This window comes from Treponema sp. JC4 (genome assembly GCF_000260795.1).
GTDB lineage: Bacteria > Spirochaetota > Spirochaetia > Treponematales > Treponemataceae > Treponema_D.
The window spans coordinates 206,679-227,896 of the sequence record NZ_AJGU01000002.1 but is presented as its reverse complement, the minus strand read 5'-3'; the positions used below and the strand labels follow the sequence as shown (position 1 = coordinate 227,896).

General features: G+C 41.1%; 18 protein-coding genes and 1 tRNA gene. 2 read left to right on the top strand and 17 right to left on the bottom strand.

Annotation, left to right across the window (positions count from 1 at the left end; translation table 11 throughout):
• From MSI_RS02175 to MSI_RS02160, 4 genes are all read right to left on the bottom strand, one after another.
• A complete protein-coding gene (locus MSI_RS02175) occupies positions 1–621 on the bottom strand; it encodes a winged-helix domain-containing protein (RefSeq protein WP_009103197.1) in 621 nt (206 codons plus the stop codon).
• A 256-nt stretch (positions 622–877) separates the two neighbouring features.
• Positions 878–1,657, bottom strand: a complete 780-nt coding sequence (locus MSI_RS02170; protein WP_009103196.1) for a transglycosylase SLT domain-containing protein — start codon at positions 1,655–1,657, stop codon at positions 878–880.
• A gap of 158 nt (positions 1,658–1,815) precedes the next feature.
• Positions 1,816–2,307: a hypothetical protein gene (locus tag MSI_RS02165; protein ID WP_009103195.1), complete on the bottom strand. Its 492-nt coding sequence runs from the start codon at positions 2,305–2,307 to the stop codon at positions 1,816–1,818.
• A gap of 93 nt (positions 2,308–2,400) precedes the next feature.
• Entirely contained in the window at positions 2,401–2,847 is a 447-nt protein-coding gene (locus MSI_RS02160; RefSeq protein ID WP_009103194.1) for a PTS sugar transporter subunit IIA, read from the bottom strand.
• 328 nt (positions 2,848–3,175) lie between these two features.
• On the opposite strand from MSI_RS02160, the gene MSI_RS02155 reads away from it, so the two are divergent.
• Both MSI_RS02155 and MSI_RS02150 read left to right on the top strand, forming a co-directional pair.
• Positions 3,176–4,759, top strand: coding sequence for a glucose-6-phosphate isomerase (locus MSI_RS02155; protein ID WP_009103193.1), 1,584 nt, complete (start codon positions 3,176–3,178; stop codon positions 4,757–4,759).
• Positions 4,760–4,866: 107 nt separating this feature from the next.
• Positions 4,867–6,246: a sensor domain-containing diguanylate cyclase gene (locus MSI_RS02150; RefSeq protein ID WP_009103191.1), complete on the top strand. Its 1,380-nt coding sequence runs from the start codon at positions 4,867–4,869 to the stop codon at positions 6,244–6,246.
• Positions 6,247–6,513: 267 nt separating this feature from the next.
• Here MSI_RS02150 and MSI_RS02145 read toward each other — a convergent pair whose 3' ends face one another.
• The 13 genes from MSI_RS02145 to MSI_RS02085 all read right to left on the bottom strand — a co-directional run bounded on the left by MSI_RS02145 (position 6,514) and on the right by MSI_RS02085 (position 21,090).
• Positions 6,514–8,208: a SulP family inorganic anion transporter gene (locus MSI_RS02145; protein WP_009103189.1), complete on the bottom strand. Its 1,695-nt coding sequence runs from the start codon at positions 8,206–8,208 to the stop codon at positions 6,514–6,516.
• A 143-nt stretch (positions 8,209–8,351) separates the two neighbouring features.
• Positions 8,352–8,945, bottom strand: coding sequence for a TMEM165/GDT1 family protein (locus MSI_RS02140; RefSeq protein ID WP_009103187.1), 594 nt, complete (start codon positions 8,943–8,945; stop codon positions 8,352–8,354).
• 84 nt (positions 8,946–9,029) lie between these two features.
• Complete coding sequence (gene gpmI, locus MSI_RS02135) at positions 9,030–10,688, bottom strand: 2,3-bisphosphoglycerate-independent phosphoglycerate mutase (protein ID WP_009103185.1); 1,659 nt, start codon at positions 10,686–10,688, stop codon at positions 9,030–9,032.
• A gap of 161 nt (positions 10,689–10,849) precedes the next feature.
• Positions 10,850–12,004, bottom strand: a complete 1,155-nt coding sequence (locus MSI_RS02130; protein ID WP_009103183.1) for a GGDEF domain-containing protein — start codon at positions 12,002–12,004, stop codon at positions 10,850–10,852.
• 30 nt (positions 12,005–12,034) lie between these two features.
• Complete coding sequence (locus tag MSI_RS13760) at positions 12,035–13,132, bottom strand: hypothetical protein (protein ID WP_050983884.1); 1,098 nt, start codon at positions 13,130–13,132, stop codon at positions 12,035–12,037.
• A gap of 192 nt (positions 13,133–13,324) precedes the next feature.
• A tRNA-Ala gene (locus tag MSI_RS02120) sits at positions 13,325–13,398 on the bottom strand.
• Between the two features lie 68 nt (positions 13,399–13,466).
• Positions 13,467–14,252 (bottom strand): ABC transporter ATP-binding protein, encoded by a 786-nt coding sequence (locus MSI_RS02115; RefSeq protein WP_009103177.1) that lies wholly within the window; start codon positions 14,250–14,252, stop codon positions 13,467–13,469.
• Positions 14,252–15,250: an ABC transporter permease gene (locus MSI_RS02110; protein WP_009103175.1), complete on the bottom strand. Its 999-nt coding sequence runs from the start codon at positions 15,248–15,250 to the stop codon at positions 14,252–14,254. Before MSI_RS02110 ends, MSI_RS02115 begins: the two co-directional genes overlap by 1 nt.
• Positions 15,251–15,338: 88 nt before the next feature.
• On the bottom strand, positions 15,339–16,280 hold the full coding sequence (locus tag MSI_RS02105; protein WP_009103174.1) for an ABC transporter substrate-binding protein: 942 nt from the start codon (positions 16,278–16,280) through the stop codon (positions 15,339–15,341).
• A 161-nt stretch (positions 16,281–16,441) separates the two neighbouring features.
• On the bottom strand, positions 16,442–18,184 hold the full coding sequence (locus MSI_RS02100) for a hypothetical protein (protein WP_009103172.1): 1,743 nt from the start codon (positions 18,182–18,184) through the stop codon (positions 16,442–16,444).
• A 370-nt stretch (positions 18,185–18,554) separates the two neighbouring features.
• A complete protein-coding gene (gene guaA, locus MSI_RS02095; RefSeq protein ID WP_009103169.1) occupies positions 18,555–20,432 on the bottom strand; it encodes a glutamine-hydrolyzing GMP synthase in 1,878 nt (625 codons plus the stop codon).
• Positions 20,433–20,512: 80 nt separating this feature from the next.
• Positions 20,513–20,827: a type II toxin-antitoxin system RelE/ParE family toxin gene (locus MSI_RS02090; RefSeq protein ID WP_009103165.1), complete on the bottom strand. Its 315-nt coding sequence runs from the start codon at positions 20,825–20,827 to the stop codon at positions 20,513–20,515.
• A complete protein-coding gene (locus tag MSI_RS02085) occupies positions 20,827–21,090 on the bottom strand; it encodes a type II toxin-antitoxin system Phd/YefM family antitoxin (protein WP_009103163.1) in 264 nt (87 codons plus the stop codon). The genes MSI_RS02090 and MSI_RS02085 overlap by 1 nt, the downstream gene beginning before the upstream one ends.
• Positions 21,091–21,218 lie beyond the last annotated feature (128 nt).

Sequence of the window (21,218 nt, the reverse complement as noted above, 5' to 3'; positions counted from 1 at the left end):
TCATTTTATTATTTTAAGCGCATTAACAACGCTTATGTTTTCTACTTTTACATCTTCCGGAACTCTTAGAACTGTTTCTGTCATATTCACAATTCCTTTAATTCCGGCTGTGCAAAGCTTTTCAGCCATATTCTGCGAATTTTTTGAATCCACAGTCAAAACCGCATATTCAATCTTTTCTTTTTTTATCACAAAGTCCATCTGTGTCGCAGGGTAGAGGGGGAATGATGAACGCAGGATTTCAACCCTGTAAAGGTTGGTATCAAATCCCGCCTTAATTGCAAAGCCGCTTTCAGAAAACATATTTTCATCCAGCAGGGCAGCTCCCAGTCTGTTTAATCCTACAATGCAGAGGTTTTTCGCAGGGCTTTCTGCATTCGCTTTAAGCCCAAGTTTTTCTTCCAGTTCTGCCTTGAGTTCAGCCGTAAAGTAGCCGTTTGATACACCTTTTTTCAAATCCATCAGCCAGAAGTCGTGTCTGATAGTAGAATCCGTCCACCCAGTAAGAGCTTTAATCTCCTGCGAAGTGATTTTTTCTTTTGAAAAAGATTCAAGCAGCGTACAAAGCTGAATCATTCTTTTTTTCACAATTTCTGGAATCTTTGATTGTGATGACTGCATTATAGGAATCCTCCGCCTGACGGACAATAATTTTTGCTGATAAATTCCGCGAATTTGACTGAATTTAGACCGAATTCAGTCAAATTTAAGAGTTATTGTTAAATATTTAACAGATTTAAGATATGCTGAAGACAAAAAAAAAGCAAGACCGAAAAAAAACTAAAAAAACGGTCTTGCTTAAAATTAGGAGGCTGTCTTATAGAAACTTCAGATAGTCCGTTTCCGGAGCTCTGGAGTTTCTTTTGCGGTTTCCCGCTTATTTCTTTCCGACGTATGCAACAGTAAGATTTGGTGAAATCTGATTTTCGAAGTAAGGAGTTACCTGTTCTTCAAAAAGCTGTTCAAGCATTTTCTGATACGCCAGAATTTTGCCGATATAATTTAATGTAGAGAGCGGTGTCTTGTTAGATCGCACTCTGTTTGTTCCGGCATTGTACATTGCCAAAGCCGAAACTTCGTTTCCTGCAGAACCTAAACAGAACTTCAAGTGTGAAAGTCCGTAGTAGGCACTTTTTTCTGCATCGTAAAAGTCGCTTTCTGTAAGTCCAGGAAAAGAATTGCTGTTCAACTGGAACAAACCGCGGTCAATCGAACTGTTAGCGTTGCGATTGATAGCCTTTACGTTATATGAACTTTCTGTATGAGCTAAAGCAAATGCCAGCGAAAGCGGGATATCGTTTGCTTCGGCCTGTGAAAGTATAGCATTAGCTACAACTTTATTTCCGGTAATCTGATAGTAGAACCATTCTACAGCTGCTTTTGAAAGCGGCTGACGGTACAAGATCAAACCGTTATCAGTATTATCGTTGAGCTTTTTAACTGTGTACTCAGAAAAATAATCCTGGAACGCAAGTGTAAGCTCATCTTCAGTTTCTTCCGAAAGATTAGCAAGAGTAATTGTTTCCTCTGCTTCGTTATTTTTATCCGCTGGTAAGAGGAAATAAACAAGAAGTGCAACAGCAACCAGGATAAGTCCTAAAGAAGCGGCAAACATTGAAGAAACTTTAAAGTTTGAATCGTCGTTTCCGTACATCATCAGATACCTTTCTTAATTGGTGTTCTTCGTCAGAACGATTGATATATTGCCATATTCGCAAAAAGAAATCAAGTGAATTTTAGTGAAAAATTCGTTTTTTTTATATTTTTTTTAGAATATTTTTGCAAATAGTGTAATATTTCGCAAATAATGCGGTTCTATAGCAGTACAACGTTTGATTTTGAAATATCTTCTACCAGATTGAGAGCTTTGATATCAGCTGAGCTGGCAAAATAAACATATTGTGCGTGTTTTACAGCAAGGGTGTCCATAAAATCAGAAGCAGTTTTTCCTGCGGCAAGCCCATCTTTTAATAAAGTTTCCGGAAGTAAAAAGCCTGCAACGCTTACACAGTCTTTTACGCGGCGGGCTGTATGATTCATTGCATTTGAAAAGGCTTCTTTCTGAACTGGAGTTTCGTATGGACGGTCAATTTCTGGAATAAGAATTGCGAATTTGTTTGCAGAATCCAGTGTCTTAAGCTGGTCACGCAGATTTGCAAGGAATTCTTCATTATAAACTTCATCATCAAGTTCAACCTGAGACCACTTTATGCTGATTTTTTCAAAAGCTTCAGCTGCTACAGGAGAATTATCCTTAATCCAAAAGAGTTTGTTGTTATTTACATTAAATACGGCTTCCAGTTTCATAGGGCAAATATAGCAAAAAAAAGACCTTTACGCAAATGCATAAAGGTCTTCGCCAAAATCGAGGTCGCCGTTGTTTAAGCGGTAACTTTTCTTCTATTCTGTAAGAATTCTGATAACTTCAGCTTTATCCTGAGTATTCAAGATTTCCTGACGTTTTTCAGGGCTCTTGAACAAAAGGCTTACTTCAGCAAGGAACTGAAGGTGTGGGCCTGTCTTGTTTACAGGAGAGAGTGTCATAATGAAAATACGGCATGGCTCCTGATCCAATGAATCGAAATCAACAGGATTATCAGAAATACCGATGCAGGCAACCAAGTCTGTAACAGTATCTGTCTTTCCGTGTGGAATTGCGATTCCATGCTTCATTCCTGTAGACATTTTGCGTTCACGGTCAAGTACACATTCGCGTGCAGCGTTTTTATCTGTTACTTTTCCTGCCTTATAAAGCACTTCAAGCATCTCGTCTACAATTTCTTCTTTAGTTGTTCCCTTCAGGTGAAGGTTTACTGTGTCTGTTGTTAATACTGTTCTCAAATCCATACCTTTAATAGTATTTCTAGATAGTCAAGTTGTCAAGAAAAAACGGGTTAAAAATATATGAATTAAATTAAAAATAATTGTTATACAAAATGTCTTTTACCAAGTTTTAGAACAAAAATGGCTCCCGTTACGGTGTGTCTTGCGGACTGCGGGTGCAGGGTATAAGGAATCTGACTCGCTTCGCTCGCACCCTGCAATGCAGTCCGAATCCACGCCTTCACTCGCGCCATTTTTTCTTCCAAAATGTAGAATTTTCTTAATATTTCCTATATATTACTTTTACTTACGAGTTTTTCTCGACAAATCATTATTTATTTAGAGGCAATATATGATTAATTGGACAAATGCAGATTCACTTTCTGCCTGGAAAAAACTTCAGTCACTTAAAGGTATGGTTTCTGTTGCAAAAGAACTTTCATCTTCTGATGCAGCAAAACGCGTTGCTGACTATTCTGTAAAAATGGGTGGCGGTCTTACTTATAATTATGCTGCTAAACAGGTAAACGAACAGATTCTTAAAACTCTTGCAGAACTTGCAGACGAAGCTCAGCTTGTAGAAAAATATCAGGATTTGCTCAACGGTTCTGTAATCAATACTGGTGAAAGCCGCATGGTACTTCATCAGCTTACACGCGGACAGCTTGGAAAAGATGTTATTGCTGACGGTGTAAACAAACGTGAATTCTACATCAACGAAGTTAAACGTATTGCTGATTTTGCTAATGACGTTCACTCTGGAAAACTTGTAAACGAAAAAGGCGAAAAATATACAACAGTTTGTCAGATTGGTATCGGTGGTTCTGATCTTGGTCCACGCGCTATGTACCTTGCTCTTGAAAACTGGGCAAAGAAAAACGGCACTTTCAAAATGGAAGCTCACTTCATTTCTAACGTAGACCCTGATGATGCTTCTGCTGTTGCAAAATCTCTTGATTTGTCTAAGACAATTTTCATTCTTGTTTCTAAATCTGGAACAACTCTTGAAACCCTTACAAACGAAAGCTTTGTAAAAGACTACCTGAAAAAAGCTGGTCTTGATACATCAAAGCACATGATTGCCGTTACTTCTGAAACATCTCCTTTGGCTCACAACCCTGACTACATGGCAGCTTTCTATATGGATGATTACATTGGTGGCCGCTATTCTTCAACTTCTGGAGTAGGTGGAGCAGTTTTGAGCCTTGCTTTTGGTCCAAAAGTATTCCAGGAATTCCTTGACGGTGCAGCAGAAGAAGATAAACTTGCCTTGAACACAGACATCACAAAGAACGCAGCTTTGCTGGACGCTTTGATTGGTGTTTACGAGCGCAATGTTCAGAACTTCCCTTCAACAGCAATTCTTCCATATTCACAGGCTTTGAGCCGCTTCCCTGCACACCTTCAGCAGCTTGATATGGAATCAAACGGAAAATCTGTAAACCGCTTTGGAGAAAAAATTGACTACGTAACAGGTCCTGTAATTTTTGGTGAACCTGGAACAAACGGTCAGCACTCATTCTACCAGCTCTTGCACCAGGGAACAGACATTATTCCTTTGCAGTTCATCGCCTTTAAGAAAAACCAGACTGGTGATGATGTTGTAATCGAAGGTTCTACAAGCCAGGTAAAACTCTGCGCTAACGTAACTGCTCAGATTATCGCATTTGCCTGTGGAAAAACTGATGAAAACCCTAACAAGGCTTTCGCTGGTGAACGCCCATCAAGCTTGATTTATGGTGAAGACTTGAATCCAAAATCTCTTGGAGCTTTGCTTGCTCACTATGAAAACAAAGTAATGTTCCAGGGCTTTGTATGGAATGTAAACAGCTTTGACCAGGAAGGCGTTCAGCTTGGTAAGAAGCTTGCTAAGACAGTTTTATCAGGTAACATGGATGGAGCTTTGAAAGCATTTGCAAATCTGCTTATTAAGTAACTTTCCTAAAGCCTAATTATGAAAATCCACAGCCTGAGGGTTGTGGATTTTTTTTTGAAATAATTTTTTTTGATAGATTTGAAAAATGGGACTATAATAATAGTAATATGGATTTTCAAGCTTTAGTAGACAGTTTTTCTCAGGCTGCGGTTGTTATTTCGGTAGAAAAAAAAGAAGAAGGTAAGTATGGCGATATCCGCTTTGTTGCCGGTAATTCTGTATATAAAGCTCTTCAACCGAATTTTTATGATAATGCAATTTACTCTGATATTATTCCAAAAGAACCCAATTACGAAGCCTTCTGCTATCGCTGCGCTGTTTTGAAGCAGCATCTGCATGCATACGTTGATACAAAATCCATGGATACCTGGGTAGACGGCACCTACATTCCGCTTGATTCTTCTGTGGACACTGACAAGTTGAGTTACATGATTTTTACATTTTACTTTACAAAAAATCCTGATGCCCAGCTTATGTCTGATCTTTCTATGGAATCTGCTAACTTTGTTGTGCAGACCTGTATTAATCTTCGTGGTGCAGATAATTTCCTTGAGGCAATGAATAAGGTTATTGCTGATATTCAGGAGAAAACTGATTCCTTCTGCTCCGTTATTTTTATGATTGATGAAGAAGCAGATAAGATAGCTCCTTTGTGTTCTAAATACCGCAATGATGAGGCAAGTATTGACGACTTTATGAAGTTTCTTAGTAAGGATGTTGTTTATTCCTGGGTAAGAATGCTTAAAGATCGTGATTCTATTTTTGTAAAAGATGAGCATGACCTTGATGAACTTGAGAAAATAAATCCTGTCTGGGCAAAAAGTCTCAGGGGAGCTGAAGTAAAAAGTGTCGTTCTTGTTCCATTGATGCAGGGAAAGAAAATAATCGGTGTACTTTTTGTTACCAATTTTAATGTAGAAAAAATTGTTGAGATTAAAGAATTTATTACTCTTACAGCTTTCTTCCTTTCTGCAGAAATTTCCAACAATATTATGATGGAACAGTTGGAATACATGAGCAACATTGATATTCTGACTGGCATTAAAAACCGAAATGCAATGAATGCCCGTGTTGACTGGCATATTTCCAATAAAATGCAGGTGCGCACTCCATTCGGAATTATTTTTGCTGATTTGAACGGCCTTAAAACCTGTAACGATAATTACGGTCATGAAGAGGGCGATAAGCTTTTGAAGAATGCGGCAAATCTTCTTAAGGAAGTTTTTGCTGATGATGAGATTTATCGTGCCGGCGGTGATGAATTTGTTGTAATTGTTCCAGGAGCTGAAAAGGCTGACTTCGAAAAAAAAGTTAGCGAAATCCGAAAAAAATCATCTTACGATTGCGATGTCTGCTTTGCTATTGGTTCTCACTGGACGGAAGATGCCGGTAAGCTTCGAGAGGCTATGCATCTTGCCGATGAAGCTATGTATGATGATAAGGATAAGTTTTACAAAGCTCATAAGGAAGTGGCAAGAAGAAACTGAAATGATGCTGAGTTTCCTTGAAAATCCGCGTTCATCCATGTTGTAAGAACCTGGGAGCGCGGATTTTTTTTTCAGGTGGCAGCCGGCCGGAGAAATGAGCAGCGCAGAGCGGTTGCGGCAATGTCTGCCGCAACTGACCGTTAGGGAACTGCGAATTGCGACTAGGTGTTAAGACTGGCCTGTTCGGGCTAAAAATGAACTTTGCAATTGCGGTTTTTCCAGCCCGAACATCAGTTTTGACAAGCAAAACTGACACCTGCAATATTCCTAAGCTCCAACGATTGCTTTAGCTCTTGCGAGGGCGGCGTTGATGTTGTCGAAGATGTTTTCGCGGCCGATTTTGTCTGCCATGCCGGTTTTTTCGCAGAGCATGTAAGGCTGGGTGTGGATGCCAGAAAGGATGATTGTGATTCCTTTGCGGTCACAGGCCTGTTTGCACTGTTCAAGGGCACGAAGACCTCCGGCATCGATGTAAATTGTGTTTCTCATGCGGAGAATCAAAACCTTGCAGTCTGAGCCGGCGCGTTCTGTTGCATATTCGAACTTGCGGACTGTTCCAAAGAAAAGGGAACCGTCAACTTCGTAAACGAGAACGCCCTTTGGAAGTTCGATCTGTTCTGTTGAACCGTCGCCAAGGATTCCTGTTACAACGGTGCGGTTTCCGCTCTGAACTTCTGAAAGGTCAATCATTTTCTTGATGAAGAAGAAGGCTGCGAAGATGAGGCCTACGCCGATTGCATAAGTAAGGTCTACAAAAACTGTGATTAAGAAAGTTACTGTCAAAACTGTGATGTCTGATTTTTGGCCTTTAATCAGGGCGCGGATTGCAGGGATTCCTGCCATGTTCCAGGCTACCTGAATCAAAACTGCTGCAAGGGCTGCCATAGGAATGTATTCAACGTATTTACCAAAGCAAACCATAATCAAAAGAAGAACGACTGCGTGAATCATGCCTGCTACCGGTGTGCGGCCGCCGTTGTTGATGTTTGTAGCGGTTCGGGCGATGGCGCCTGTTGCTGGAAGTCCGCCGAAAAGAGGGCTGAGGACGTTTGCAATTCCCTGACCGATAAGCTCGTTGTTAGAGTCGTGTTTTGTACCAATCATACCGTCGGCAACGACTGCAGACAAAAGAGATTCGATTGCGGCAAGAACTGCGATTGAAACTGCTGTAGGGAATACTGTCTGAATTGTCTGAAGGCTGAGGGAAGGTAGGGCAGGAGTTGGGAGACCTGATGGAATCTTGTAGCGGTCACCAATCAAAACTGTCTGGAAGCCGCAGGTTTTATTCAAAATTACGTGAATTACTGTTGCAAGAATGATTACAATCAGTGAGCCCGGGATTTTTTTTGTTACCTTTGGCCACAAGAAAAGGGCTACAAGGCTTACAATTGCCATAATCATTGAGTATGGATTGATTGTGCTGATTGAAGAAGCGTAAACGCTGATTTTTCCTGCGAAGGTTCCTGGCATTTTTGTGTATTCTGTGCCGAAAACTGTAAGCGGGAAGTGTGGGCTCATTCCAAAGAAGTCACCGATCTGGCCGCTGGCGATTGTAACGGCGATTCCGGCTGTAAATCCAACTACGATGGTGTAAGGAATGAATTTTACAAGACCGCCCATTTTGAAGGCGCCCAGTAAAATCAGCATGATGCCGGCAAGAACGGTTGCGGTTGCAAGGCCTGTGATACCGAGCTCGGGATTATTTACGATTGCATAGATGATAACTGTGAAGGCACCTGTTGGTCCTCCAATCTGAACGCGGGTACCGCCGAATGCTGCAATACAGAATCCTGCGATGATGGCTGTGTAAAGGCCTGTTTCAGGGCTGCAGCCGCTGGCGATTGCAAAGGCGATTGAAAGCGGCAGTGCTACGATTCCTACGATGATACCGGCAATGAAGTCTGTAAAGAACTGTTTGCCGCTGTAAGATTTAAGTGAATTTAAAAGTTCTGGTTTGTACATAGTAGGAATAATATGATGTTTTTTGATGTTTTTGACAATAGAAAGGTTTTTCCTACATATGTAAGTGCGTGCTTTCGGGCAGAACCGTAATTTGTTCCCGCATTCTAAACTACGCAAATCACGAACCTGCCCTACGCACGCTCCTACCTAAGTAGAAGTATTCCTTCCCAGGCGGTCAAAATACCAAATACGAAGAAGAGGGCGAAGGAGATAAATTTCAGTGCCTTCTCCGGGGACTTTTTTTTCAATAATAAGCCGGCCAGCATGCCTAAAAAATCTGCAAGGAAAAAGCCTATAGTGCAGGCAAGCCATACTATTGTGGCGCGGGCAAGGCCGTAGTTAGCACCGAAGGTTACGGCTGTCAGCTGGGTTTTGTCGCCAAGTTCTGCCATGAAGAAAGTGCAGAAAACTGCAAGAGGGGCAAAGCGGATTTTTGACTCGCTGTCTTCTTCCTCATCATCTTCTTTTTTCAGGAGAGTGCTGAAGGCAAAATATAAAAAGGCAAGGGCTGCTGCAAATTTTACTGCCCATAGCCACTGATTTAAAATCTGATTAAGAAAACCGCCTGCCAAAACTGCAAGCGCGTTCAGAATGAGGATTGCTGCAAGGGTTCCGATTGTAATGTCGCGGATTTTATATTTTGAAGTTAATCCAATCAACATGAGCTGTGTTTTGTCGCCCATCTCTGCAATAAATTCTGTTGCCAGTACAGAAAAAAATAAAATTGCCATCTCCATAATAACTAATAATATGCTGGAAAAATATGGGGAACTGGCAGCTTTCGCAACCAATTCCCCTTTGCTTAAAAGTAAGCTTTTAACCTACTTCAAATTGATGATAGATTTATCATAATCTGTTGGTGGAACAAAGCCCATCAAAGTCATCAATGTTGCAGGCCAAGAAGAAATTCCCAAACCTTCATTGAGCTTTTCTGTATCATACTCACCCTTGTATTCTGGGTCGTAGATAATACCTGGAACCGGGTTCAATGAGTGAGATGTCTTTGGCTTTGGTTCGCCGTCAGCGCCCATAGCTACTGAACCGTCCTTCTTGTGCTCGTACATATCATCAGAGTTTCCATGGTCAGCTGTAAGACAGAGAATACCGCCTGCCTTTTCAATTGCTGCCTTAAGACGACCAAGCTGAAGATCCATACCTTCCATAGAACATACAACAGCGTTGAATACACCAGTGTGTCCAACCATATCACCGTTAGGGTAGTTAAGACGGATGTGGTCATATTTTCCGCTTTCGATAGCTTCGATTACCTTGTCAGTAATTTCTGCACACTTCATCCATGGGCGCTGTTCGAAAGGAACAACATCAGATGGAACTTCAACATATGTTTCAAGATTCTTGTCGAACTCACCAGGGCGGTTACCGTTGAAGAAGTAAGTAACGTGACCGTATTTCTGAGTTTCAGAAATTGCCATAAGATGAACGCCAGACTTTGTAAGATATTCACCCATAGTGCGGTCAATGCTTGGTGGGTTTACAAGGTACTGAGCCGGCTTGTGGTTGTCACCGTCGTATTCCATCATACCTGCATATTCAACAGCAGGACGGCGTACACGGTCAAAGTGAGGGAAGTTATCCTCTTCAAAAGCAGCCGTAATTTCAAGAGAGCGGTCTCCGCGGAAGTTGAAGAAGATTACGCTGTCGCCGTCAACGATTGGTCCAACAGGCTTTCCGTCTTTAGCAATTACAAACTCGTGCATATCCTGGTCAAGAAGACCAGAGTTTTCATTGCGGTATGTATTGATAGCTTCTGTAGCAGAAGCGAACTGACGGCCGTCAGCAAGAACATGAGCGTGCCATCCGCGCTCTACCATGCTCCAGTCAGCACCATAGCGGTCCATAGTGATGTACATACGTCCACCACCAGATGCAATCTGATAATCAACATCGCTGAACTCAGCAAGGAATTTTTCAAGAGGTTCAAAATACTCAAGGGCAGAAGTAGGAGGAACATCGCGACCATCCAAGAGAGCGTGAACGCGGAGAGTCTTTACACCTTCCTTGTGAGCCTGAGTAATCATAGCCTTAAGGTGGTCAATGTGAGAGTGAACGTTACCATCAGAAACAAGACCCATAAGGTGGAAAGTAGAGTTTTTATCCTGAACATTCTTTACAAGCTTCTTCCAGGTAGCGCCTTCAAACATGCTGCCAGATTTAATTGATTCACCAACAAGTTTAGCACCCTGAGCAAAAACGCGACCACAACCCATAGCGTTGTGTCCAACTTCAGAGTTACCCATATCATCATCTGTTGGAAGACCAACAGCAGTTCCGTGAGCCTTAAGCTTTGTGTGAGGGCAGTTCTTTGTAAACCAGTCCAGGTACTTCATTTTAGAAGCCTTAACTGCATCACCTTCTTCATATTTACCATATCCAACGCCGTCCATAATTACCAGGACAACAGGACCACGACGACCTTTCCAGTTTGGATTTTTTTCCAAAGCATGCATTGTGTCTGCCATATTTTAAAACTCCTGTGAAAAATTTACTCTTATAAAATGTCTTGAATATTTTAATGAAATAAGGATGCTTTTACAATCATACGGAGGTCGTAACGGAAACTTCAACTTCCGGATGCAGTTAACCTCCTGACACTTGCTTCGCAAGTGGTTGGATGGGACATTTATGCGTGTTTAGCCATTAAATCTCGGGCTTTCTTAGCTTCGTAGAGCTTTTCATCGGCGGCGGCAATAAAGTTCTGCATGGTGCGCATTTCTTTTTTGTAGGATGCATAGCCAATGCTTAAAGAAAGGTCGTAAGTGATTTTTTCTTCTTTACAGATTTTTGCAAGTTCGTTGCGGATTTTTTCGCAGATTAAATCAGCATCAAAATCACTCTGAAGGTCAGCAATAATAATAAATTCATCTCCACCGTAGCGGCCAATAAAATTATTATTGTCCTTATTTGCTCTTTTAAGGGCGTTTGAACATTGAATAAGAGCGTTATCGCCTTCAATGTGACCGTAGGTATCATTAATCTTTTTGAACTTATTTACGTCAAGCATGAATATATAAAGCTTGCCTTCCTGTGGGTTAGCCTTAAGTCTTGCTCCAAGATAGCGCAAAAGCTGAGTGCGGTTATTCAGACCCGAAAGCGTATCAACAGAAATCAAAAGGTTCTGTAAATCTATGTAAATATAAAGGAAGGAAAGAGTGATGCCGGAACTTACTGTCGGAATATAAGGTAATAAAATCTGAATTATTCCGATTCCAAAAGGGAAGAATAAAAACATGGCAAGAATACGATATTCAATTGCCTTAACATAAACTTTACATTTTATAGAGCGGATTACCGCGTGGATTGTTGTGAAAATTGAATAGGTGTGGCACAAGGTTGTATGGAGGATTATGAAATTTCCCCGTCTGTAAATATTGTTTTCATCAATATAAAAGAGGAATCCGTTAAAATATGAAATAATTACGCCAATTATGATGATGAAAACAGGAATTTTTATAAGTTTGCGCACAAGTTTGTTATTCATAAAGGCTGCGCCAAGGGCATATTCAACGTAGCAGAACCAGTAGTAACTTAAAATAATTGTGGAAATCAGATAAAGGGAGTTTGTAAGGAAGTTTGCCAGTCTGGGCTCGCTTATTATTTTTCCTTCTATTATACCCCAGTTTATATCAGCACAGAAGGATAGCATGGCGGTAATAAGAGCTTTAATAAAATAGCGCTGGCGAATCTGTCTGTCATAGTTTTTGCAGACGCTGTATAAAATGATTCCCAGAATTGTGAGGTTTAAGAAGTTAATTTGAATAATCCATGCATAATCCACAATATATAAATTATAGCATTAAAAGCTGAATTATTTAAAAATATTTTTGAATTTTCTGGCGAGTAATATATAGAAAATATAGCTGATTGCGGCACTGAGTAATTTATCTGCAATATTTGTGAAAAGTCCGCTTATGTAGGTTGCAACAGTAAGATTTTTGAAGACTACGTAAAGTCCTAAAACTGATCCGTCAAGAATTGGTGAGGCTGAAGAGGAATCAAATAAATGGCTTGCAAGAAAATCTCCCAAGATGGCATTGCTTATTGCACTCCATACTCCTGCCCAGAGGAAAATCTCAAAATTCAGGCTTTTTATTTTTGTTCTACGCTGGTGATGGCGGAAAGTAATTGCTGCAAGTACTGCTGTAAGTATGTGGCAGAGGACAAAACGGATTGATGTATAATTTGTAAGAAAAAGAATCAAATTAGTAAAAATTGCGCAGATTGTTCCGCAGGTAAGCCCGCAAAGTGCCGTAACTGCTATTGTAAAGGTAGAGTCCATATACATTGGAACTGAGATATGTCTTGGAAGAATAGAACTTGCGATATTGAAGGCGATTGCAAAAATGGTTATAAGTGCAAAAATAATGATTTCCTTTGGTGAAGGAAGAGTTTTTGCCTTTTCCTGGTAAGGCAGGTCTTCTAGAGAAGTCTGATTTTCTGCTCTTTTTGTCAGAAGCATTATTGTGGCAAGGAATAGTATAAAAACAGAACAGAAAAGCATGCTGTCAAAACCAAAAAGAATGGAACGCTGAGTTGCTTTTATATCTCCGTAAAAATTGGCAACAAGATTTATAAAATATTTTGAATTCTGATGGTTTGTATTCCAGGAAACTGCATCGTATTTAAAAAGTTCCAGAATTCTTATTAACTTATGTTTAGACTCTGTTGAAAAATAGATGTAGGGAAGGCATTCTTCCATCAGTTCGGCAGAAAGCTCTTCTTTATATGCTGATGATTTATTGGTATCGTTATATAAAATCTGAAGTTCCCTTATATCGCGGTCAATTTTAGTGAAGGATTCCAGGGTATTATGTTTAAATAATTCTGTAGTCACGCAGGTTAAAAAAGAAAAGAAGATGAGGAGATATTCTAGTTTGAAGAGTTTTCTTACTGGAATCTTAGACATTTGATTAAGTATAGCATAGTATGAAGGAGTTTGGATAGAATTCTTTGTTATGGGTAGGAAGGTTAAATAAAAAAACACATCAACTTGTGATGTGTTTGAGTCGGCAAACATAGTTTGCCTCTGAGATGTTTTCAGAGTAAATCCTAAAACGAACCTATTGGTTCGTTTTTTAACGGATTCACGATTATCATCTGGAGAATAGGGGATTTGAACCCCTGACATTCGGCTTGCAAAGCCGACGCTCTAGCCAACTGAGCTAATTCCCCGAAGGTGAAATTAATATATAAAATCTTGGGGAATTAATCAAGAGGGGTAGAGGGCTTTTTTAGAAAAATCAGCCTAAAACTAATTTGTCGCTTACTTCGCCTGTGGTGTTGAACTTGGCAAGCAGGTCTTCTACTGTCAGTTTTTTCTTTTCTTCACCGCGAACGTCAAATACAATCTGGCCTTCCATCATCATGATAAGGCGGTTTCCGTAGCGGAGGGCGTCTTTCATGTTATGAGTTACCATGAAGGTTGTAAGGTGGTCTTTCTGAACAAACTCTTCTGTAAGTTCAAGAACCTTTTTGGCAGTTTTTGGGTCAAGGGCAGCTGTGTGCTCATCAAGAAGAAGAACCTTTGGTTTCTGTAGAGTAGACATCAAAAGGGTAAGAGCCTGGCGCTGACCGCCGGAAAGGAGTCCTACTTTTGCGGTAAGGCGGTTTTCAAGACCAAGGTCAAGAAGGGCAAGTTTCTCGCGGTAAAGCTCTTTTTCTGAGTTCTGAATGTGCCATGCAAGACCGCGTTTTTTACCACGGCGCATAGCCATTGCAAGGTTTTCCTGAATTTCCATGTTTGCGGCTGTTCCCAGCATTGGATCCTGGAAAACGCGGCCAAGATATTTTGCGCGGAAGTATTCAGGCTTTCCTGTCAAATCCATTCCGTCAAGGAAAATCGAACCTGTATCTGTGTAGTGAACGCCTGCAATCAGGTTCAAAAGAGTTGATTTTCCGGCTCCGTTTCCGCCGATTACGGTAACAAAATCGCCGTCTTCAAGTTCAAGGTTGATTCCGCGGAGAGCCTTTTTTTCTGTAACAGTTCCCGGATTAAAAGTTTTTGAAACATTAAAAAGCTTAAGCATTATTTTACCTCCGGAATAAGTTTAGAATTATCACCGTCTGCGCGTTTTAAGTCTTCATCTTTTCTGCGGGTATTTGTTTCATCTTCAAGATTCATGCCCGGAAGAGAGCGGCGGCGACGGTCAATTTTTGTTTTTACTACAGGAACAGAAAGGGCAATTGCAACAATTAAAGCGGTCAAAAGCTTAAGGTCTGTTGATTTCAAACCAAGTTGAAGAACAACTGCAATTACAATTCTGTAAATTATAGAGCCGAAAACTACAGAAAGGAGTGTGTACCAGAAACCGAAGTGGGCACCAAAAATCACTTCACCAATGATGATGCTGGCAAGTCCCACAACGATTGTACCTGTTCCCATTCCAACGTCGGCATATCCCTGGCTCTGAGCAACAAGGGCACCGCTCATTGCAACCATACCGTTAGAAATCATAAGGCCTGCAATTTTTGTGTTGTTGGTATTTACGCCCATTGCGCGAACCATGTGCTCGTTAGAACCGGTAGCACGGATTGCGCTTCCGTATTCAGTTCCAAAGAACCAGTACATAAGCGCAATGATTGCGGCAATTACAACAATGCCGATAATCAAAGAAGCGCGTGTATTGTTCAAAGCCCCGCCTGTCAAATCGCGAAGACCAGACATCATAGTTGGACTTCCCAAAAGCGGAGTATTGGCCTTTCCCATAATGCGTATATTAATAGAATAAAGTGCAATCTGAGTAAGAATACTTGCAAGCAGAATGTTGATTTTAAGCTTTGTGTTCATAAAACCTGTAACAAGACCACAAAGAGTACCCATGATAAAAACAAAAATCAGGGTCAAAACAGGATTCATTCCTTTGATGATAAGAACAGCTGTAACCGCACCACCGGCAGCAAAACTTCCGTCAACGGTCATGTCGGCAACATTCAGAATTCTGAAGGTAAGGTAAACACCCAGAGTCATCAGTCCCCAGAGAATTCCCTGAGAAACTGCGCCTTCCATAGCAAACAATATTGGCATAGATTTATCCTTTTACTTTTAAAATAAATAGAGGATTGCCCGATAAGGCAATCCTCATAATTATAGAATAAATCTTAAAAATTATAAATCAGCTGGAACTGTAATTCCAAGTTTTTTTTGCTGTTGCTTCGTTTACAGAAAGGTCGCATTTGTCCAGATACTGGATTGGCATGTCTGCAGGTTTCTTTCCGTCGCGGAGAACTTCAACTGCCATTTTTGCAGTCTGTTTTCCAAGCTCGTAGTAGTTGATACCGTAAGTTGCAAGGGCACCGTTCTTTACCATTCCCTCTTCACCAACGATTACAGGAATTTTGTTGTCATTTGCAATCTGGCTTACAAGAGTCATACCTGCTGCCATCATGTTGTCTGTTGGACAGTAGATAGCGTCAACTTTTCCGCAAAGGCTCTGTGTTACCTGCTGGATTTCGTTTGAGTTAGAAACTGTTGCTTCTACAAAATCAAGACCGTTTTTCTTACATGCTTCTTCAGCAAGATTAGCCTGGAAGTAAGAGTTCTGTTCGTTAGAGCAGAAGAGGATTCCGACTTTTTTTGCAGAAGGAACAATCTTTTTAAGAAGATCAATCTGAGCTGCGCAAGGAGTAAGGTCTGAAGTTCCAGAAACGTTTGTTCCTGGTGCTTTATTTGATTTTACAAGTTTAGCAGATTCCGGGTCTGTAACAGAAGAAACAAGGACAGGAATTGTTGATGTAAGGTTTGCTACTGCCTGAGCAGCTGGAGTTGCGATTGCAAAAATCAGGTCGCTGCGGTTGTTGATGAGTTTTTCTGCGATTGTAACGCAGTTTGCCTGCTCGCCCTGAGCATTCTGATAGTCGATTTTAATGTTCTGACCGTCAACATATCCTGCTTCTGCAAGACCGTCTACGAATCCTTTGTAGTTTGCGTCCAAAGCTGTGTGTTCTACCAGCTGGATTACACCGATTTTGATTAATTTAGGCTTTTTAGCTTTTGCTGCGCTGAGTGCTGTAAGACAAAGAGATGCTGCAACTAATGCTGAAACGATTTTTTTCATTGTTTTCCTCCAAAATGAAATTTTACTGCAATTCTACAGTAAAATTAAAGTTTGGGCAAGAAAACGGACGCTCGCATAGTCTCGCGTCTGAGCCGTTCTATCGATAATCCTAAAACGACCCGCTGTCGCAGCTCGTTTTTTAACGGATTTTCGATTATCGGCTAATATCCGTCAGACATCTCTCGGTTCAGATCCTTCTTGCAAAGTTCATCATAAACAAGACTTCGTTTACGCAAATCTTCCTTAAGCTCTTTAGGGAATGGCATGTTGCGCCAGAAAATACCGCGTACATCCTTATCAAGACGCTGAACACCGGTAGATTCCTTAGTCATCCAGAGAATATAATCTTCTATAAAGAACTCTTTCAAATCACCTTTAAGCTTCATCTGTTCAACGTGCTGGTAATACTGGCCGGTAAGACCTTCCTCCATCCAGTAGTAAGAAGCCTTTTCCTTTGCAACCTGCCATCTTAAATCAGCAACCGCAGTAAGAACTGCAATACGCAAATCACGCGGATACATAGGAACAACAATACGTCCACGGCTGGTTACTCGGTTATAGCGGTCAAAAGGTTCCCAGCAGAAACCGCGGTCACCGTAAGTAGGGGCGAGCAGCACGTAAGGAACAATGCGGTTACCCACATTTTTATGCATACGCACAAAAACACCAGGATCAAGAGATTCAATCCAGCGCAAAACTTCAATTACATTTTCGCGCATACCGGTTCCGTTTTCTGTACAATGGAAGAATTCGCGCGTAAAGAGAGGGAACTGATTACCTCGTCGGCCGACGGTCATCTTAGCCATCTGGCGGTAAGTTTCAAATTCAAGTTTAACAGCTTCTGTATCGTTAGATTCCTCTTCATCACCGCCTGCTGCCTGAACCTTGCTTGCAACACTTTCGTAAGTTCCTTTTGCTTCCTTATATTCGGCAAAGGCCTTAACAAATTCCTTGTCGTTGCGGGAAAGACGGCGGAGTAAATCTCCAATCACAGGGAAGAGTTTTCTCTGCTCTTCATTCAATTCAGCAGTGTGAGGTTCCATTCCGTAAAGGGCGGCATGGGTACAAAGCTGCTTGATATCGCGCATAAGCTCGTTTTCCAGAGTCTTACGCTCATTTTCCTTAATGTTCAGAATATTTTCTGCACTCTGAAGTCGACCGGAGTTTTTAGACTTAAGCTGCTGTAAGCGAGCCTTTTCTTCCTTGCTGGCAGCCTCACTGTTTTCCGGGGCACGCGGCTTTTTAGCTTCATCAGTTGCAGAGTTAGTCATACGGCCGGAAGCAATTTCTTTAAACCATTCATCAGCGTAAAGAACAGGCTCACCGGTTGTGTTTTCAAAAATCATTTTGGAAAAGAATTCTTTATTTTCCGGTTTGAAAAGTGACGGCAGAATGATTCCGTAACGAACAAGCATGCGTTTTGGAAGTGGAGTGGACATGTTGGACATTTTTCCGACCATACCCCGCAAAAGTTCCCAGAAGGCAGTAATAATCTGCTGGCGGAAAACCGAACGGTCTTTTGGATCAGTAGTGGTCAGGTACTTAGTCAAAAGCTGATGAACACGCTGAGCCATATTATTTTCGCCTGTCAGACAGGTCTTGTAATATTTTGGATCGTTGTATACGTCGGAAGGTGTATCGTTTACAAGCTTTTCTAGAGGGGCAAATTCAGTTTTACTTAAATCAACATCGTGAATTGTGCGTCTGCCCGAAGAAGGAACCGGACTTGCTTTTTTTGCTGCAGGAGGAGCTCCAAACAGATTTCCAAAATCCCCGCCGACCTCTTCAGGTTCGTCTTCAAGAGTCTCAACATCTTCAATCAGGTCATCAACAGCGTCATTATCGGAAGCCGCATTGCTTCCCCCCAACAAAGCTGAAATCTCAGGATCTAATTCGTCACTCATTCAGTTCTCCAAAAGTCAATTATAAAAATTATAGTCTAGAAATGAGGTGATTTCAACTTTTTTTCTTTCTGGGGCCAGCGGAGTTAGTCAGTCGCACTTCGCAGTTCCCTAACGGTCAGCCGCTTCACTCGTTCGTAAACTCACTCGCTCCAGTGGCCAACTTCGTTGCTGCTCAAGGCTCGTGCCGGGGGGATACTAAAAATGATTGACCCGGCTTCGCTAGTCTCGCCGAGTCTTTTTTTTTACCTTTACCAAAGTAAAAACAATTTCTACAATTGCTAATCTTCGAAAAGCAGTAAAGCTAAAAATTGCTATACGCAATTTTTTTAACGCTTTGCTATTTCATCAAGTCGCGGCATAGCCGCTCCTCTCATTCCCATCCAAAGGTTGCAGGCGGTTTGTTTGTTGCATCAAAATACAAGGCATCTACAAACGGAAACTCTGCTATCTTATGCACAATGGCGCTCATTACTTCTTTTGGTAACAAGGCAAATCTTGCTGTCATTACGTCTTCACTGATTACAGGACGCAAAACGAAGGTTGCGTGCTCAGCGCTGCTTGCGTATGGCAGATCGATTGTTAAGTGCTGGAAAATCTTATTGTACCAGCCCGAGTTATGAAGTTCTGTAAGAACGATGTTATCTACTTCGCGAAGCTGATCTAAGCGGCGGCGGTCGCAGTAGCCTTCCTGTAAGTGCAGGTCGCTGTCAGAAATTCCAGGACGCTGGAAAAGCTTAATACAGGTGCGGTTAATGTATTTTGCGCTGTTTGTAATAGAAGAAGAACAGGCTTCAACCTTTTCGCGTTTGTCCGGCAAGTGGTAGAAGCCGTCACCCTCATCTGCAAAGGTAAGAAGGGCAGGGAAGCGGTAGGTGCGGAAGTCACCCTGAACTCCAACCGAGCGGACAGGCAGAACTGAACGTTTAAGTCCTGCTGTACATTTTGGACAGAACATATCAAGTTTTACTTCTTCAAGTTCTTTCTGTGCGGCTGCAAGTTCCTGGTCATCTTTTGCGCTCCATGATTTTCCGTCATTACACAAAACGTTAATAGAAAGTCCCGGACCTGGGAATGGATGACGCATAACAAGCTGGTCTGACAAGCCAAGTTTTTTTCCTATATTACGAACTTCATCCTTATACAAATCGCGGATTGGTTCAATAATCAGGCCTTTTGCAATCAGTTCCTGAATGCCTGCAACGCGGTTATGGTGAGTTTTAATTGTGTGAGAGTTTTTAGTTCCGCCCGATTCGATGATATCAGGATACAAGGTTCCCTGAGCAAGCAGCCAGCTGTCATCAAGATTCTGGCGGGCAGTTACTTCGTTTCGAACGGTGATAAAGTTTTCTCCAACTGCCATACGCTTTTTCTGAGGATCTGTAAGACCTGAAATTGCCTTCAAAAAGCTTTCCGAAGCGTCTTCTACAATAAAGTTTGTAAAACCGAACTTGCGGTAGGCTTCTGCTACATTGTGGCTTTCGTTTTTGCGCATAAATCCGTTATCAATGTGAAGACCAAGGACTCTGTCCTGTCCAAGTGCCTTGTTCAAAAGTGCAAAAGTGATAGTTGAATCAACGCCGCCGCTAAGGAAGAGAAGAACGTTACGTCCATCGGCTTCTTTTTTAATATTTTCAAGAATAACCTGAAGAACAGTATCCTGATCCCAGTTCTTTTCCATGCCGCAGAAACGGGCAAAATTTTCAAAAATCTGATTTCCACAAGGAGTGTCTTTTACTTCGCAGTGGCACTGAAGGCTGAAGCGTTTTTTAGAAAGATTCTGAAGGGCTGCATAAGGGCAGTCTTTTGTTGTACCTACAACTTCAAATTCGTCACCTGGCTGCAAAACGCCGTCCTGATGGCTCATCCATACCTGCTGACTTGGTTCAATTCCTTCAAAAAGCGGAGACTTTACTGTGTCGCTCAAATTAAGCTGGGCAAATCCAAACTCGCCAACCTCGGCTTTTCCAACTTTACCGCCGTAGCATTTTGCCATAAGCTGATGACCGTAGCAGAGTCCTAAAATCGGCAGGTCGAGTTCTAAAATCTTTTCGTTGAATTCGGGAACGTTTTCTTCGTAAACAGAGGAAGGACCGCCGCTCATAATAATACCCTTTGCGTTTTCAAAAACGTCCAGGTCTGCAGACGGTAATGCAATTTCTGAATAATATCCAAGCATTCGGAAGCGCTTTGCAATAAGGTGGGCATACTGGCTTCCAAAATCCAATACAACTATCTTTGAACGGCTCATAAAAGTTCCCCTTAAAAATAAGTTGCAACATATATTAGCAGAAATGAGGATTAATTTAAACTAAGGGGAATGAAAAAAAATTAAGCTTCCAAAATGCGTGAAATATTTCTTCGTGCGTAAATTATTCTTGCAATTGTAACTGTCTTTGCTTTTTCGCATACCCAGTAAAAAATCAGATAGTTGTTTACGAGGAGTTTTCTGTATTCTTTTTTAAGTGGACGTAGAGGATAGTAAATAGGAGCCGAATATGGAAAATCTGAAAGGCTCTCTATTTCAGCTATGATTTCCATATAATTTTTTTTTGCTGCTGAGGGATTTTGCAGATTATTAGTTATATATGAGGTGATTTCTTTTAAATCTTCGAGAGCATCTGATAAATATTCTATTATATACATTAGTTTGTAATTTTCTGTAATTCTTTTAATACTTCTTTTGATGAAAATCGCTTAGAGTTTTGTTCTGCGTGTTTTTCAGCTTCCTGTAATTTGTAGTAAATCTCACTTTCAAAGTTCAGATTTTCATAATTTTCCATACTCATTACAACCATGTCGCCGTAACCGTTCTTTGTTAGAAAAACCGGCTGATTGCTCGTATGAACAGTTTTTGAAATATCCGCGAATTTATTGCGTAAATCAGATACAGGTCTAATATTATTCATATCTCATACCTCGGGTAAAATTTATCATAATTATGATAAATTTGCAATTTTTTTTGTCTTCTTTTATAGAGTAATAGTTTTTTTCTAAAAAATTTTAAACTTTCTCAAATTAATCCTTGTAAAATCTC

Bases quoted from the DNA above. Each gene is read 5' to 3' on its own strand.
- MSI_RS02175 (WP_009103197.1), bottom strand. From the start codon at position 621: ATGCAGTCATCACAATCAAAGATTCCAGAAATTGTGAAAAAAAGAATG.
- MSI_RS02170 (WP_009103196.1), bottom strand. From the start codon at position 1,657: ATGATGTACGGAAACGACGATTCAAACTTTAAAGTTTCTTCAATGTTT.
- MSI_RS02165 (WP_009103195.1), bottom strand. From the start codon at position 2,307: ATGAAACTGGAAGCCGTATTTAATGTAAATAACAACAAACTCTTTTGG.
- MSI_RS02160 (WP_009103194.1), bottom strand. From the start codon at position 2,847: ATGGATTTGAGAACAGTATTAACAACAGACACAGTAAACCTTCACCTG.
- MSI_RS02155 (WP_009103193.1), top strand. From the start codon at position 3,176: ATGATTAATTGGACAAATGCAGATTCACTTTCTGCCTGGAAAAAACTT.
- MSI_RS02150 (WP_009103191.1), top strand. From the start codon at position 4,867: ATGGATTTTCAAGCTTTAGTAGACAGTTTTTCTCAGGCTGCGGTTGTT.
- MSI_RS02145 (WP_009103189.1), bottom strand. From the start codon at position 8,208: ATGTACAAACCAGAACTTTTAAATTCACTTAAATCTTACAGCGGCAAA.
- MSI_RS02140 (WP_009103187.1), bottom strand. From the start codon at position 8,945: ATGGAGATGGCAATTTTATTTTTTTCTGTACTGGCAACAGAATTTATT.
- gpmI (WP_009103185.1), bottom strand. From the start codon at position 10,688: ATGGCAGACACAATGCATGCTTTGGAAAAAAATCCAAACTGGAAAGGT.
- MSI_RS13760 (WP_050983884.1), bottom strand. From the start codon at position 13,132: ATGTCTAAGATTCCAGTAAGAAAACTCTTCAAACTAGAATATCTCCTC.
- MSI_RS02115 (WP_009103177.1), bottom strand. From the start codon at position 14,252: ATGCTTAAGCTTTTTAATGTTTCAAAAACTTTTAATCCGGGAACTGTT.
- MSI_RS02110 (WP_009103175.1), bottom strand. From the start codon at position 15,250: ATGCCAATATTGTTTGCTATGGAAGGCGCAGTTTCTCAGGGAATTCTC.
- MSI_RS02105 (WP_009103174.1), bottom strand. From the start codon at position 16,280: ATGAAAAAAATCGTTTCAGCATTAGTTGCAGCATCTCTTTGTCTTACA.
- MSI_RS02100 (WP_009103172.1), bottom strand. From the start codon at position 18,184: ATGAGTGACGAATTAGATCCTGAGATTTCAGCTTTGTTGGGGGGAAGC.
- guaA (WP_009103169.1), bottom strand. From the start codon at position 20,432: ATGAGCCGTTCAAAGATAGTTGTATTGGATTTTGGAAGCCAGTATGCC.
- MSI_RS02090 (WP_009103165.1), bottom strand. From the start codon at position 20,827: ATGTATATAATAGAATATTTATCAGATGCTCTCGAAGATTTAAAAGAA.
- MSI_RS02085 (WP_009103163.1), bottom strand. From the start codon at position 21,090: ATGAATAATATTAGACCTGTATCTGATTTACGCAATAAATTCGCGGAT.